General features: G+C 61.7%; 14 protein-coding genes. 6 read left to right on the top strand and 8 right to left on the bottom strand.

Annotated features, from left to right (window positions below):
- The first annotated feature begins 1 nt into the window (after position 1).
- From EII26_RS10140 to EII26_RS10125, 4 genes are all read left to right on the top strand, one after another.
- On the top strand, positions 2-1,585 hold the full coding sequence (locus tag EII26_RS10140) for a GspE/PulE family protein (protein ID WP_124889046.1): 1,584 nt from the start codon (positions 2-4) through the stop codon (positions 1,583-1,585).
- 10 nt (positions 1,586-1,595) lie between these two features.
- Positions 1,596-2,747 carry a type II secretion system F family protein gene (locus EII26_RS10135; protein WP_124889045.1) on the top strand — a complete coding sequence of 384 codons (1,152 nt, stop codon included), beginning with the start codon at positions 1,596-1,598 and terminating at the stop codon, positions 2,745-2,747.
- An 85-nt stretch (positions 2,748-2,832) separates the two neighbouring features.
- Positions 2,833-3,261, top strand: a complete 429-nt coding sequence (gspG, locus tag EII26_RS10130; protein ID WP_124889044.1) for a type II secretion system major pseudopilin GspG — start codon at positions 2,833-2,835, stop codon at positions 3,259-3,261.
- Between the two features lie 5 nt (positions 3,262-3,266).
- On the top strand, positions 3,267-3,782 hold the full coding sequence (locus tag EII26_RS10125; RefSeq protein WP_158612268.1) for a prepilin-type N-terminal cleavage/methylation domain-containing protein: 516 nt from the start codon (positions 3,267-3,269) through the stop codon (positions 3,780-3,782).
- A 69-nt stretch (positions 3,783-3,851) separates the two neighbouring features.
- Here the strand turns inward: EII26_RS10125 and EII26_RS10120 are convergent, their stop codons facing one another.
- From EII26_RS10120 to EII26_RS10085, 8 genes are all read right to left on the bottom strand, one after another.
- Positions 3,852-5,375 (bottom strand): xylulokinase, encoded by a 1,524-nt coding sequence (locus EII26_RS10120; RefSeq protein ID WP_148092567.1) that lies wholly within the window; start codon positions 5,373-5,375, stop codon positions 3,852-3,854.
- Entirely contained in the window at positions 5,311-6,228 is a 918-nt protein-coding gene (locus EII26_RS10115) for a sugar ABC transporter substrate-binding protein (RefSeq protein WP_158612267.1), read from the bottom strand. The genes EII26_RS10120 and EII26_RS10115 overlap by 65 nt, the downstream gene beginning before the upstream one ends.
- Positions 6,229-6,296: 68 nt before the next feature.
- Positions 6,297-7,241, bottom strand: a complete 945-nt coding sequence (locus tag EII26_RS10110; protein WP_158612266.1) for an ABC transporter permease — start codon at positions 7,239-7,241, stop codon at positions 6,297-6,299.
- 14 nt (positions 7,242-7,255) lie between these two features.
- Entirely contained in the window at positions 7,256-8,770 is a 1,515-nt protein-coding gene (locus EII26_RS10105; protein ID WP_124889039.1) for a sugar ABC transporter ATP-binding protein, read from the bottom strand.
- 5 nt (positions 8,771-8,775) lie between these two features.
- Positions 8,776-9,606: a BtpA/SgcQ family protein gene (locus EII26_RS10100; RefSeq protein WP_124889038.1), complete on the bottom strand. Its 831-nt coding sequence runs from the start codon at positions 9,604-9,606 to the stop codon at positions 8,776-8,778.
- 115 nt (positions 9,607-9,721) lie between these two features.
- A complete protein-coding gene (locus EII26_RS10095) occupies positions 9,722-10,645 on the bottom strand; it encodes a sugar-binding transcriptional regulator (RefSeq protein ID WP_158612265.1) in 924 nt (307 codons plus the stop codon).
- On the bottom strand, positions 10,642-11,043 hold the full coding sequence (locus EII26_RS10090) for a hypothetical protein (RefSeq protein WP_124889036.1): 402 nt from the start codon (positions 11,041-11,043) through the stop codon (positions 10,642-10,644). Before EII26_RS10090 ends, EII26_RS10095 begins: the two co-directional genes overlap by 4 nt.
- A 204-nt stretch (positions 11,044-11,247) precedes the next feature.
- Positions 11,248-11,865 carry a class I SAM-dependent methyltransferase gene (locus EII26_RS10085; RefSeq protein ID WP_233572703.1) on the bottom strand — a complete coding sequence of 206 codons (618 nt, stop codon included), beginning with the start codon at positions 11,863-11,865 and terminating at the stop codon, positions 11,248-11,250.
- A gap of 161 nt (positions 11,866-12,026) precedes the next feature.
- Between EII26_RS10085 and EII26_RS10080 the strand changes: the two genes are divergently transcribed.
- On the top strand, positions 12,027-12,752 hold the full coding sequence (locus EII26_RS10080; protein ID WP_233572702.1) for an NAD-dependent deacylase: 726 nt from the start codon (positions 12,027-12,029) through the stop codon (positions 12,750-12,752).
- A gap of 127 nt (positions 12,753-12,879) precedes the next feature.
- Positions 12,880-14,304, top strand: a complete 1,425-nt coding sequence (locus EII26_RS10075; protein ID WP_124889034.1) for a hypothetical protein — start codon at positions 12,880-12,882, stop codon at positions 14,302-14,304.
- Positions 14,305-14,415 lie beyond the last annotated feature (111 nt).

The raw sequence follows: 14,415 nt of genomic DNA, 5'->3' as shown, positions 1-14,415 counted from the left end.
GATGGCGGTCTCGGAGACGCTGAGGGAGGACCGCGTGACCACGGCCGAGGCGGAGCGAGGGGGGACGCCTCCCGCGGATCGCTCGGCCGTGGACGCGGCCGTCGGCCTTCCGCCCCTGCCGGAGGCGCGTGCGGTGTCGGAGCTCCTGCCGGAGGGCATGGGGCTCGACGTGCTTCGGTCCGGGCGCATCGTGCCGCTGCGGGTCGAGGACGGCGTGCTGGTCGTCGGGGCGGTCGAGCTCTCGGCCTGGCCGCGCGCCCAGATGCTGGGCGTGGCGCTGGGCCTTCCCGTGGAGCTGGAGCTGCGGTCCGAAAAGGAGGTCACGGACCTGTTGCACACGCTCTACGACCTGCGCAGCGTCGCGGCGGACGAGGCGGCCAAGAAGATGGAGGGGATCGAGGACATCGACGACCTCAGCCGCGAGGACGTGCTCAGCGACTCGGTGGACGTCCCGGTCATCCGGCTGGTGAACGGCCTCTTCGTCGACGCGCTGAAGCAGCGCGCGACGGACATCCACGTGGAGCCCTACGAGGACGAGGTCCTGATCCGATTCCGGGTGGACGGGGTGCTCCAGGACCGGCTGCGCCTTCCTCGGACGCACCAGGCGCCGCTGACGAGCCGCATCAAGGTCATGGCCAAGATGGACATCGCCGAGCACATGGCGCCCCAGGACGGGCGCATCGGCATCACCCTGGGCGACCGGGCGGTGGACGTCCGCGTGGGGCTCGTCCCCACCCAGCACGGCGAGCGCATGGCGATGCGCCTGCTGGACAAGGGGCACGGCCTGCTGACCCTGGAGGACCTCGGGATGGAGGAGAACGAGCGCGCCGTCCTGGAAGGACTGATCCGGCGCCCCCACGGGATGATCCTCTTCACGGGCCCGACGGGCTCGGGAAAGTCGACGAGCCTCTACGCCATCCTCCAGGCGCTGGCCCGGCCGGAGGTCAACATCATCACGGTGGAGGACCCCGTGGAGTACGCGCTGCCCGGGGTGGCCCAGATCCAGGTGAACGAGAAGGCGGGGGTGACCTTCGCCTCGGCGCTGCGCTCCATCCTGCGTCAGGACCCGGACATCGTCATGATCGGGGAGATGCGCGACTTCGAGACGGCCCACATCGGCGTGCAGGCGTCCCTGACCGGGCACCTGGTGCTCTCCACCCTCCACACGAACGACTCCATCGGCGCGATCGTCCGGCTGGTGGACATGGGCATCGAGCCCTACCTGGCCGCGAGCTGCATGATCGGGACGGTGGCCCAGCGTCTGGCGCGCCGCCTGTGTCCGCACTGCCGCCGGGAGGTGGAGCCGCCGGCGCTCATGGCCCAGCAGGGGCTGGAGCGCGCCTGGGCGCCTGCGGGGTGCCCGGCCTGCCATGGAACCGGCTATAGGGGCCGGATCGGCCTCTACGAGCAGTTCGTGGTGGACGAGGCGGTGCAGGAGGCGTTCGTGAGCGGCGCCTCGGCCTCCAAGCTGCGCGAGGTCGCGCGCACAAACGGGTTCCGGACGCTCTGGGAGATCGGCCTGTCGGCCGTGGCCCAGGGCAAGACCTCGCCCGACGAGCTGGTCCGCGTGGCCGGAGAGGATTAGCGGGGCGAGGATGCCGTACTTCAGCTATTCGGGCTACGACGCGAAGGGAAAGCAGACGAAGGGGACGGTCGAGGCCTCCTCCTCGATGCAGGCCGTCGAGCGCCTGACGGAGCGGGGTATCGTGGTGGTCGACGTCGCGGTGGCCGAGGAGCGCAAGCGGGCCCAGGCGGTGCGACCCCTTTCCCTGGAGGCCCACATCTTCTTCTGCCGGAGCCTGGCGTCGTACCTCCGGTCGGGGCTGCCCCTGGCGGACTCGCTCAAGATCATGGCGCGCCAGGCCCGGGACAAGCGGATGAGCGCCGCGTTCTCCGCGCTTCTGACGGCGGTGGAGGGCGGCAGGAAGTTCCATGCCGCGCTCTCAGAGAGCGGCGCGTTTCGGGAGAGCCTGTGGCGGGTCGTGGAGTCGGGCGAGCAGAGCGGGTCGCTGATCCCCGTCCTCGAGCAGGCGGCCGGCCAGTTCAAGCTGGAGGACGGGCTGAGGCGCAAGATCAGGAGCGCCATGACCTATCCGCTGGTCATGGCGGTGGTGGGGACCGGGGTCGTCGGCTTCATGCTCACCTACGTCGTCCCCAAGATCGCCGCGCTGTTCGAGGACATGCACCAGACGCTGCCCCTGCCGACCCGGATCCTGATCGCGCTGTCCTCCTTTCTCTCCTCTTACGGCCTGTGGCTGATCCTGGCCCTGTTGGCGTCCTGGTTCTGGATGAAGCGGAGCGGGAGGAAGGTCTCCCTGCCCTTCATGCGGGGGGTGCGCGAGCGCCTGACCCTGGCCCTGGTCACGTCGCACCTGGCCTCCCTGCTGCGCTCGGGCATCCCTCTGGTCCAGGCGCTCCGGATGGCGTCCTCGATGGACCCGCGGGGCCAGCGGTGGCTGGACGTGGCGGAGATGGTGAAGGCGGGGCACCGGTTCGACCGCGCTCTGGAGAAGCAGGGTTTCCCGGAGGAGATCGTCGTGGTCATCCGGGTGGGCGAGATGGGGGGCGAGCTCGCCGAGGCGCTCTCCAACGTCTCGGAGCAGTGCCGGGAGCTGGCCCAGGCCCGGATGGAACGGATCTCCACCCTGATGGAGCCGGCGATGGTGCTGATCCTGGGCTTCTCTGTGGGGTTCATCGTGCTGGCGATATTGACGCCGGTGTTCGACCTGGCGGGGATCGTAAAGTGATAAGACTGGAACGGCTCCCGGGGACGCCCCCCGACCCCGGCGCCCCTATTGAATTTTGAAGAAGAGGAGAGCGGGAGGTTTGATGATGAGACAGGTTCGTATGGCGCGCCGGTCGGGTTTCACTCTGATCGAGATCATGGTGGTGGTGGTGATCCTGGGCCTGCTGGCCGCGCTGGTGGTCCCCCGGATCGGGTCCCAGGTGGACGAGGCCAAGCGCACGACGGCGCGGACGCAGATCAAGGGGCTGGAGGAGGCGCTGGAGATGTACCGCCTGCACAACGGCTTCTACCCGAGCACCCAGCAGGGGCTCGACGCATTGGTGAAGGCGCCGACCACCTCGCCCGTCCCCAAGCGTTATCAGGAGGGCGGCTATCTGAAGAAGGTCCCCGACGATCCGTGGAACAACCCCTACATCTACCGCAACAAGAACGGGCGGATCCAGATCGTCAGCACCGGCCCCGACGGCGAGGAGGGCGGGGAGGGCGCCAACGCCGACATCACCAACGACGACTAGTGGGGGTGGCGGAGACGCGCGGCGGATGCCCCGATAAAAAAAGGCGGTCGGGCTTCACGCTGATCGAGATCATGATCGTGCTGGGGATCGTCGGGCTGCTGGCCGCGATGGTCGTGCCGCGCATCTTTCGCTACAGCGAGCCCCCCGCCGTGCTGTTGCGCCGTACCGCGGAGGAGGCTTCGAGCCTCGCCCTCTCGGGGGTGTCCATCCGCCTGAGGCTGGAACCCGTCGAGTCCGGCAGGAATTCCCGGCGCGGCCGGATCGTGGCCGAGGCGTTGACAAAAGCGGAGGACCCCGCGGTCCCCGGGCGGGAGAGGCTGGTCTGGTCTCCCGTCAAGCTGACCTACCCTCCGACGGGCGAGGGCTGGCGTCTCGATCCGGAGATCGTGTACTTCCACACGGACGGGTCGTGCACCCCGGCGCGCATCTCCTGGGCCCGTCCGGGCCACTCGGAGCCGGACGCCGAGATGTTCTGGCTGACCGTTACGGGCTATATCTTCGAGCGGGGGCGCCGGAAATGATTCGCCCTAATAATATGACGGGGCGTCCCTGATCGCTCCAAGACCTGGATCCCGCCTTGTGTTCTTCTCCTATAGGGGGGACAGGCAACTCCTCGCATTGCGAGCAAATTTCTCCAAGAACGGCGTGTAGCACTCGCGCCGTTTTCCTGGAACGACGCAATGGGGCTCGGAGTTTCCCCTGACGCAAGGCAGTTTTTCGTAAGGAAAATCCGCGGTCATGGCCATGCGGGCATCCCCGTAGGAAGCATCTCTGTCGGTGTACGGACGCAGCGTTCGCCCTGTAATGTCTGCCATCATCTGCATCAAGTCACCGATGTTGGCGAGCCCACCGGACACTTCAAGGGTATTGGGAAAGGGGTAAACTTTTTCCATCGTCGAGATCAGCAGGGCCAACTCATAGCCCAAAGATTCTCGTATCGCGGCCGAAAGGTCTGCCGGAGTGTGGAGCGATTTGAGTCCAAGGAAAGCCCCAGTCGCGTCGGGATCGTGGAACGGACTTCTTGCCCCATCCAAGTAGGGAACGAAAAGGATCCCGGTGGGACTTTGATGGGGAGCGATGTACGCCTTTCCAAACAAACCATCTCCCCATTCGAGTGTCCTGCCCCCAGAGGAGGTCGCAGCGCCGATTCTCCATACATCGGGCAGAAGCGACAATCCAGGGATGAATCCTTTTGCCCGTACCGGTCTCGCTGTGTTCAGCAAAAGGGACACTGTGGAGCCGAAGACGGCGACGGCCGTGTCTGCGCGCACAGCGTCCACGGCCATCGCCTCGGCGTTGATGTCGCAGGCTCCCCGCATGACAAGAGTCTTGGGAGAGAGCCCTGTTGTTGCGGCCATGTTAGGGGTTACGGGCCCCAGAACCTCCAGACCTCCTCCAAGACTCGGGAATTGCGCTATCTCAAGGCCCTGGTCCTCGAAAAACCACTGAGGGTAATCTAGTGTTGTAGCGTCCAGCATCAACGCTCCGAATGCTGTTGGCCAATCCCAGGAAGGAATGCCGGTTAGACGGGCGGAGATAAAATTGAAGCTCGAGAGAAAGTGGGCCGTTTGCTTATAGACCCGAGGCCTCTCCCTTTGCAGCCAAAGGATCTTCGGCAAGATGGAATGTGTCGTGAGCGCCCCACCAAGCCTTTGCGTCAGGAAATCCTCTCCATAATAAGCGTTGAGTTCCTGTACGATCCGGGCAGAACGCCGATCGATCCCGTACAGGATGGCGTTGTGGAGGGGTTCGAAACGTGCATCCACGGGAACGAAAGAGCCGCATACGGAGCTGATACAAAGAGCCCGTATCTGAGATGCCTCAACGTGTTCCAGGACCTCTTGGCATATCGAGAGGAAGCTGTTCCACCATGTCCCGATGGGATCGACCTCGAAGTACCCATCCTGTGGGCTCGTCACTCGAGCCGCCCTCCACGCCTTCAGGACTATTCTGCCTGAATCGTCCACAAGGCAAGCCTTAATGGAGGAGCTCCCCATATCCACGCCCAGATAAAACGGTATCTCCCTCGCCTCCCATCTGTGTACCTGACTATTGCCTAGGCAGATTGAGCGCGTCGTAGAGCGGGGTCTCTGCGTAAAAAATCTTTTTCCCACCCGTGACCTCAGCGACGCTTTTTCCGGCGGTCAGCTTCTCCACTATGTCGACAGCCATCGCGGCCATCTCCTCGAAGGGCTGTGCCACACTGGCGCTCATTGCGCCGTTGGCGATGCGTCGCATCGTTTCTTGATTGCCGTCCGCTCCGACGATGACGACCTTTTTCCCCTTGAGCTTCTCGCTCAGGACGTCACCCGCAACGTATCCCAGTTGATCGAAAGCGCACCAAACCCCATCGATCTTATCCCCGAAGCGCGTCACGTAGGTCTCCATGGCCGAGCGGGTATCGTCCATAAAACGCTTGGTGGCGACAACGCTGTACTCTGCCAGGACTTTGATCCCGGGGTACTCGCTCAATACGATGTCGAGAACTTTCCCCCTCCGACGACTTCCCTGGTGTTTCTCGAATTTTATGACGATGATATTGCCCTTACCGCCCAAGGTATCGACGAGATAGGTCGACATTCTGGCCCCGATACCGAAATTATCGGAGGTGATGTCCGCTACGACACCCTTGACATACCCGGAATCAATGGTGATGACGGGGATACCTGCGGCGAAAAGTTTTTCGAGTGAGGGGCGGATCTCCTGTGGGTGAGCCATAGCCAAGACCACCGCGTCGACTTTCATCTGAAGAAGGTTGTCCAGCTGAGCTGCCTGGGTGTCGATGGAGCCGGCGGAATTGAGCATCTGCACGTTCCAGCCTTTTTCCTTGGCTGTGGTCTCGAACCTTCCTGCGATTCGGGCCTGCGCCTCGGCTGCGAAGTTCGTCGCGACAAAACCGACTCTGACCTCTTCGGCCCGGGCCAAGCCGTCCATAAGACAGCACATCCCCAACACAACAGCGAGCAAACATAATATCTTCCGCATTTTTCTCGGCCTCCCTTTTCTAAAAAAAGACGAATCACAATGGACCCTTCTTATGCCCCGCTCAGCCTCTTGTTCTGCAACGAGGTCAACGCGACGGAGATGATGATGATGATGCCCTTGGTGATGTCCTGCAAATAATAAGGAGACCCGGCGAGGGTCATGCCGTTGTTAACGACTCCGATCATCAGAGCTCCGACGAATGTCCCGAACGGGTTAGCTCGTCCCATACTTAGAACGGTCATGCCCAGCAACGCCGAGGCAAAGGCGTCCATCATGTAACCCGATGCCCCTTCGGGGTTGGCGGAGCCCAATTTCGCGGTGAGCAGAACGCCCGTGAAGGCTGCAGCCAGGCCGGAAAAAGCGAAAGCCAGAATCTTATACCCATCCGTGTTTATCCCAGCCAGCCGTGATGCTACTGGATTGGCGCCGGTGGCCTGCATATACCGCCCTATCCGCGTCGTCGATATCAGCAACTGGAACAAGGCTACGACGATCAGCATGATGGCGATCAAGGAGGGAATGGGACCGATCCGCCCGCGTCCCAGAGCCAGGAAGCTCTCCGGCATCTGCCCGTAAAAGGAGACGCCCTTGGTGTATAGATACACCATACCTCCCGCAATGATGCCGGATGCCAGCGTCGTGATGAGTGAGGGGATTCCGATCTTAGTCACTAGAATCCCTGCAACGACTCCAAAGCACACCCCGGTCGCAAGCGCTGTCATCACGGCGGCCCAGGGATCCATTCCGCCAAAGATCAAACCGGCCGCCAAGGCACCGGACAGACTGGCCACGTTCGGGAACGCGAGGTCGAGCTCCCCGACAATCAGACACATGGTGAACCCCTCGCTGATGATCGCGAGCAAGGCAATCTGATAGAGAATATTCAGCAGGTTCCGTGGTTCGGAAAAGCCGGGGATGAGTACGACGAAGGTAGCCGCCAACGTAGCTAGGGCCATGATGGTCCCATACTGTGAGAAGAATATCCTGAATTTCATTCTCTCTGTTGTCATTAGCTTTTCCTTCCCGCTTCAGGATCGAAACCACCCGGATCCCGAAGCATGTCCGAAAGAATGGCCTCGTTATCGTAGGGAGGCAGATGTTCAGCCACAATTCTCTTGTCCTTCATGACGTAGATCCGATCGGCGATGGCAAGAAGTTCGCGGATCTCCGAACTGATGAACCAGATTCCCGCTCCCTGCGCCGCAAGCCTTCCCATAATGGCATAGATCTCCGTCTTTGCATCCACATCAATCCCTTGAGTGGGTTCGTCGAAGATCCAAAGCCTGGCTTTCGTGTAGGACCACTTTCCTATGGAGACCTTCTGCTGGTTTCCGCCAGAAAGCGTTTTTACCGCCTGGGCCAACCCGTGGGCCTTGATAGAATATTGGTCCACGATCTGGCGGGAGGCACGTTTCGCGGCCGGGAAATGCACGAACCCCAACGTTGTCCATAACTTGAGCTGTGGCAGGGTGAGGTTGTCGCCCACATTCATATCGACGATTAGCCCCTCCTCCCTGCGATTTTCCGGGATCATGACAATTCCTTTGTCGATGGATTCACGGGCGTTTCTGGAACGAAAGGACTTTCCGTCAAGCTCCAGTGTTCCGTCGTTGCCAAAGCCTGAAAAGACGGCTTTGGCCAGCTCAGTGCGGCCGGCTCCCACCAGGCCCGCAAAGCCGACGATCTCGCCGGATCGGATATAAAATCCGTCCTTTCCTGTCCTGGCTCGAGAGGAAGACTCCTTTTTCATATTCATCCGAAAGACCTCTGCCCCGGGATGAATTGCGGCTTTGGGGTACTGGTTGACGACATCGTGCGAAAGCATCAGGCGTATTAGCGACGCCTCGTCCGATTCGGAAATTTCCTTAGTTGCGACCTTGGTGCCGTTGTGCATCACGGTGACACGGTCCGAAAGACGAAGGACCTCCGAAAGGTGATGGGAGATATAAAGGATGGTGACTCCTTTTATGCGGAGGTCTCGAATCAGGGAGAAAAGCGAGTCGCACTCTTTGACGCTCAGAGGAGCCGTGGGCTCGTCGAAGATGACGATTTCGGGATTTCGGAACAAAATCCGAAGGATCGCCAGCATTTGTTGTTGTCCTCCGGACAACTTTTCCGCGGGCAGTTCCGGATCGAAATCCAGCCCGTACTGCATCATAAAATCAAACGCCTCGCGTTTCATACGTTTCTTTTGCAAAAAGCCCATTGCCGTCCGTTCCATACCCAGAAACAGGTTTTCGTAGCCACTGAAATGGGGTACAAGCTCCCGATCTTGATGGACAACGCCCACAAAGGGGACGGCGTCTCGGGGAGAGGAAAAGCTCATAGGCTTGCCGCCGATACGGAAGTTTCCCGCGGTAGGTTTGTAAACGCCGCTGAGTATCTTGATCAGCGTCGATTTTCCCGCACCGTTCTCGCCAACCAATGCGTGGACTTCGCCCTTTTGAACAGCGAGACTGAAGTCGTTGAGCGCGACGACCCCGGGGAAACGCTTTTCGAGATGGAATGTCTCGAGGGCGAACATCGGACTCAACTCAGGGTTTTCCGGAATTCCCTGGCCCTAGTCATGAACTGCCGCGCCTTGCCTGAGTCGATGGGATTGAACGTGTCTCCATCGATTTTGATGCTGGTTCCCATGATGACGCCGTCGCTGAGGAGCATCATCCTGTCTACGTTGTCCAGGCTGACCCCGGTCCCCGCGATGACGGGAGCACCATGAGCTCCCTTCCTGGCCTCAGTCAAATCATCTTCGGAGATGGGGCTTCCCGCCGTTGTGCCGGCCAGGCACACGGCATCCGCAAGGCCGAATTTCACGGCGCCGGCGGCGATATCCCTGATGCTGCGGTTCCCCAAGGGCTCGGTGTGCCCGGAGATGTTGGCAAATACCTTCATGCCCATCCCTCCGAAATTTCGTCGAAATCGCTGCAACGCCCCGGCACAGGGATCGACAATGCCCCAATCCCCAACGAAGACCCACGACAGGAATATCCTGACATAATCCGCCCCCGTCGCCGTTCCTATCGCGATGGCGGCCTCGGGATCGGCCAGGACGGAAAGGCCGAACGGTTTTTTGAATTGACTGGAGACCTCCGATATGACCGCGGACATAACAGCTACTGTTGTTTTATCGACACTTGAAAGATAAGGCCTATCTCCCTCGTTGCTGAACGAAAAACCGTCAAATCCGGCCTCTGCGAGGGCCTCTGCATCCCTGAGGGCTGTGTCCCTTATCTTTTGGATCCCTCCTGCTGTGTCGTAGAGCGGAGAGCCGGGAAGCGGAGGAAAATGAACCATCCCCATGACGGGTTTTTTCACTCCAAAAATTTGTTCCATCAAAGAATCGGGCGTGTTGCCGTGCATCCTCGCATTCCTCCTCGTAGAGTTGTCTATGATGGTAAATGGCCTTTCTGAGACAGGTACGTATTGTTGCGGTTGTCGTGGTGTTGAATATGGGGGAGGATTTCTGGAAAAACCTCTATGCACGCAGTGGCAATTCTGTCAGATACTCCGCTGTCTCCAAGTCTGTGACCAAAACGGAGAGCAGGCCACTTTCAAGGCTAGCTCGAATATTTTTCAGCTTGTCGGCTCCCCCTCCGACTCCGATGCGGATGGGGACTTGCCTCAGCAAATCCATGGAGATGGATGCGAGACAATGGTTGAAGGGGAGGTCCAATTCGCAGGAATGTTCGTCGACCAGGCGTCCTAAGATATCGCCTACAGTACCAAGATCATGAGCCTTTCGGATGTCCTCCGGGCTCAGGGGCAGATACGCGGCGTTGGAGGCGCAGAGCTCCGGGCCGATCGAAAACAGGGCCACGTCCAGATGTTGCCAGTGGTTTGTCGTCAAGCGTATCTGGGGCTCCGCCCAAAGAAGCGTAAGGATCTCGGGAGAACTCAGGATAGCCGGCAGCAGCAGGTATTGAAACTTGCATCCCCAGCGCTGGCCAATAAGGGCAACCAAACGATTGGCCTCTCTCTCGATCTCCTCGACACCCCATCCCCCCATGAGAGGAATGACCCGGAGTTCGGGAAAACTCAAATCTGGATCAAGCGACAGAGCCGTCTCCAGGATTGTCCTGCCACACCCCAGTCCCAGTGTCTTCTTGCCACGACAAAATTCTGAAAGAAGTTCCGCTGTCTTTTTTCCCAAGATCTTGTAGCGATCCTCCATCTGAACGCTGCCGTTAGCGACGACGACACGATCCAATTTCCATCGTTCTTGAAGCGCTCGTTCCAGTTTATCACTGCGTTTTTTGGGATCCCTGATCTCGACCCGAATCATGCCGCGTGCCAATGCCTCGTTCAACATGCGGGAAACCGTAGCACTGGAAATCCCCAGCTTCGCTGCAATTTGAGACTGCGAAAGGCGCTCAATATAGTAAAGTTCTGCAATTTTCAAAAGTTTTGAATTTGGGTACATGTAAAATTCTCTCTTGCAAATTTTTGCTGGAAAAAATTTCTGCAATAAGAATAAAAGAAAAAACGCACGCTGTCAAGTTTAGGCGTGCGATTTCCTTGCGTTCGTTCAAGGTCTTGCTCGTGCTTCCGTCCCGCAACGCTCATCTTACGGAACAGCTCCGGGTCGGCGAGCACCCGTAGCGCACAGTCCGCTAGCGCCTCCGGCGTCGCCTCCACCAGGAGCTCGGAGTCTCCCAGCAGTTTCTTCTGGATCCTTTTGCCCTTCTCGCCGACGGAGACCACGGGGATGCGGAGCTCCGCGTAGAGCTGGTTCACCGTGGGGATGCGGAGCTCCGCGTAGAGCTGGTTCACCGTCCCTCCCAATCCGATCAGGAGCATCGCGACGCCGGCCGCTGCTGGGCCAGGCGATGGCGACGTTGGTCAGACGTGCGGAGAGGAACAGAGGCTTGTCGCCCGCAGCGTTCCGGTCGCCGTTCCCACCCTTGATGAGCAGGACTCCGGACCGGCTCGGCCTCCGCTGTAGCCGCGGCTGAGCATCCTGACCCGTATTCCGGAGCCCCCGTTTCGCCTGGGCTCGTGCGCTCAGCCCCCCCGCCGGTCGCCGCGGCACTCGTAGACGAACGCGGGGGGCACGTTGATGGGGACGAAGGACGTGCGGATCTCGGCAAAGCGCGACTCGAAGTGCGCCTTCATGATCTTGGAGTACTGATAGGCCACGAACGTGCTCCCGGGGGCCAGGGTGTCCTGCACGGCGTCCAGGATGCGCGCGGTCATCGCGGGGGGAAGGACGGTGAAGGGCAGGCTCGAGATGATGGCGTCCAGCTTGTCGATGCCCAGGTCCTTCATGATCTCGGGCAGCTTCTGGGCGTCCCCGTAGAGCTTCAGCCCGGGGTGCCCGCCCCCGATCATGCGCTGGAGGTCGGGGTCGATCTCGAAGACCAGGAGCTTGGCGTCGGGCCGTGCCCTGCGGACGATGCTTCGGGTGAAGACCCCGGTTCCCGCCCCGAGCTCGGCGACGTTGCGCACCTGGTCCCAGTCTATCTTGTCGAGGACCGCCCGGGTCAGGTAGGGCGAGCTGGGGATGATGCTTCCCACCTGGCGGGGAGCGCCGACGAAGCGCCGCAGAAAGACCATTCCCTCAGTGATGCGGGACTTCAGCAGTCGTCCCTGTCGCTGCAACTGACCGTAATGTTTTCCCAAGACTATCCCTCCGAATGATGGTTTCAGTCCCTCGAGAAGGGCGGGCCGAAACATTCCTCATCGCCCGGCCGCGGTAAATGTGCGATAATTTTTCATTATAGCGTATCGTTCGTGTTTCCTTTCCCCGCGGACCTTGCGCGGGAAATTTCCAGGAGGAGGGGATGGAGATGGACGGGGGCGGACGGGGATCGAGAAGGCGCCTGGTCGTCCTGACCGGCGCGGGCATGAGCGCCGAGAGCGGGCTCAAGACCTTCCGCGACGCCGGAGGGCTGTGGGAGGAGTACAACGTCATGGACGTCGCCAGCATCGAGGGGTGGTACCGGAACCCCGAGCTGGTGATCGAGTTCTACAACAAGCGCAGGGAGCAGCTGGCCCATGTGGAGCCGAACGCAGGGCACCGGATCCTGGCGGAGCTCGAGGAGGATTTCGACGTGGCGATCGTCACCCAGAACGTGGACGACCTGCACGAGCGTGCGGGCAGCACCCGGGTGCTGCACCTGCACGGGGAGCTGACGAAGGTGCGCAGCGTCCGGGACGAATCGCGGGTCCGCGACATCGGCTACGGCCGGTTGGAGTTCGGGGAGACGGACGCGGACGGTGCGCCGCTGCGGCCGCATATCGTCTGGTTCGGAGAGGCCGTTCCGAAGATTGCGGAGGCGGCGCGGTGGGTGGGCGGCGCGGACATCTTCGCCGTGGTGGGCACGTCCCTTAACGTCTACCCCGCCGCCGGACTGGTCCACGATCTGCGGCCCGCAACGCCCGCGTTCCTGATCGACCCCAACGAGGTGTCGCTGCCGGGCGGAACGGGCTTCACCGTGATCCGGGAGGGCGCCTGCCGCGGCATGGAATTGCTGAGGGAGAGGCTGCTCTCCCTCGGTCGGGAATAGGGGCCGTCCGGGGCCTGCGGCGTTTTGCCCGTGGAGGCTGCGGTGCGGGGACGAGGTCGCGCCATCGGCCGATGGCGCGACCTCCGTTGCCGGGGCCGGCCCCCGGATTTTCTTTGGGAGGATGTTCATGGACGAACGAATCGTTTTTCCCCGGTGGAGGGATGTACCCGAGATTGAACGCATGACGGCCGGGATGGAGGAGCTGGCGGAGCGCCACGCCCGCCTCGCGGAGTCCGGCAGGGCGGAGGACCGGTCCGAGGCCCGGAAGCTGCATGCAAGGCTTTCGGACGGCTATTGGGACCTTCTCTTCGCCCTTCTGGACGCCCAGACGGCGGCGCTCCCCGAGCGGCTGACCTTCGACGGGAACGAGCGGCTCTTCATCGACTTCGGCTTTCTGGGGACGAGGGTGACTCCCGTCCACAAGGACTTCGACGCGATGCGGGCTCTGGGCTCCCGGTCCGGTGCCGGCGTGTTTTCGTGCCTCGCCTTCTCCGACTACATCGCGGAGTGCTGGGCGGGGATCACGGGCAATCCCTGCCCCGACCCGGTTGGCGGCCCCTCCGCGGAGGAGCGCGTCGGGGCCATGGAGGCACAGCTCGAGGAATTGCAGGCCCGGCGCGACGCGGAGCTGCTGCGCATCCTCGGGGGAAGGCGGGGAGGCGCAACGGAACCGGAAAAGCTGGCGTCCGACCTGGATCGGAACCTGTTCTCCGCCATTCGGGTGGGCATGAGGGTCAAGGAGTATCGCGAGGCCGAAAACGCCCTTCGGGAGACGATGGCGCAGGAGCGCTTCCGGTACGTCGAGGCGGAGCGCGTGATGGGGCTCCGGATCTCCAGCGCCCGGAAGGACGAGGCCCAGCCCCTTGGGCTGCCGGAGGCCGAGCGCTTCATGGAGCTGCACGAGTCCACCAAGAGGCTGGCGCGGAAGATCCTGCATGTCCGGGCCGACGCCGGGAAGGCGGCCCGCCGCGCGCAGCGCATCGCCGACGGATGCGCCGAGTTCTCCGATCTGATGAAGCGCCGTGAGCTCAAGAACATGCTGACGAAGAAACGGGAGTACGTCGCCGTGCCCGCCAAGACGGCGCGCTGCACGGCGTCGCTGCTCTGCCCCTCCGACGCCGCTCCCGTCCCCCACGCGGAGGCCGCCGCACTGCTGGAAACGCTCTGCGACTACGACCTGGACATGCTCTCCGTCCCCCGCGTGCGCATGTACGGCGTTCCGCGCGTCGTTTTCATCCCCGGCCAGGGGCTGGGCACCTACGACTGGCAGGACCACTCGCTGCTCCTCCCGGCCTTTCCCTCGGGCTCCGCGGAGCAGTCCCTGAGCTACGCCCTGGGGACCTTCCGGTGGGACAGCGACGAGGACCGTGTGCTGAAAAATCCCTACGGGCAGATCCGGGAGCACCGCTCCAAGTCGGTGCTGGACATGGCGGCATCCTTCTGCAAGGACTACTGCGTCTGGATGACCAGGGAGAGGAAGGGCTACCGTGTCCTGCCGCGGGAGACCCACAACGCGTTTCAGGGGATGTTCGCCCCGCGCCGCGACGACTGAGCGGAGGCGGGGCTGTCAAGGGACAGAGAAAATGTCATGGTTGAAAGGGTGAAATGGGACAGAGAAAATGTCATCCCCCCCGGCCTTGCTTCCTGCTCAAGTTGCATTGAG

Source organism: Fretibacterium sp. OH1220_COT-178, from assembly GCF_003860125.1.
Lineage (GTDB): Bacteria > Synergistota > Synergistia > Synergistales > Aminobacteriaceae > CAJPSE01.
This window is presented reverse-complemented; position numbering and strand designations above follow the sequence as displayed.

Excerpts from the sequence above, each read along its gene's own strand:
- EII26_RS10075 (WP_124889034.1), top strand. The coding sequence starts at position 12,880 with ATGGACGAACGAATCGTTTTTCCCCGGTGGAGGGATGTACCCGAGATT.
- EII26_RS10135 (WP_124889045.1), top strand. The coding sequence starts at position 1,596 with ATGCCGTACTTCAGCTATTCGGGCTACGACGCGAAGGGAAAGCAGACG.
- EII26_RS10100 (WP_124889038.1), bottom strand. The coding sequence starts at position 9,606 with ATGCACGGCAACACGCCCGATTCTTTGATGGAACAAATTTTTGGAGTG.
- EII26_RS10110 (WP_158612266.1), bottom strand. The coding sequence starts at position 7,241 with ATGAAATTCAGGATATTCTTCTCACAGTATGGGACCATCATGGCCCTA.
- EII26_RS10080 (WP_233572702.1), top strand. The coding sequence starts at position 12,027 with ATGGAGATGGACGGGGGCGGACGGGGATCGAGAAGGCGCCTGGTCGTC.
- gspG (WP_124889044.1), top strand. The coding sequence starts at position 2,833 with ATGAGACAGGTTCGTATGGCGCGCCGGTCGGGTTTCACTCTGATCGAG.
- EII26_RS10090 (WP_124889036.1), bottom strand. The coding sequence starts at position 11,043 with ATGCTCCTGATCGGATTGGGAGGGACGGTGAACCAGCTCTACGCGGAG.
- EII26_RS10140 (WP_124889046.1), top strand. The coding sequence starts at position 2 with ATGGCGGTCTCGGAGACGCTGAGGGAGGACCGCGTGACCACGGCCGAG.
- EII26_RS10105 (WP_124889039.1), bottom strand. The coding sequence starts at position 8,770 with ATGTTCGCCCTCGAGACATTCCATCTCGAAAAGCGTTTCCCCGGGGTC.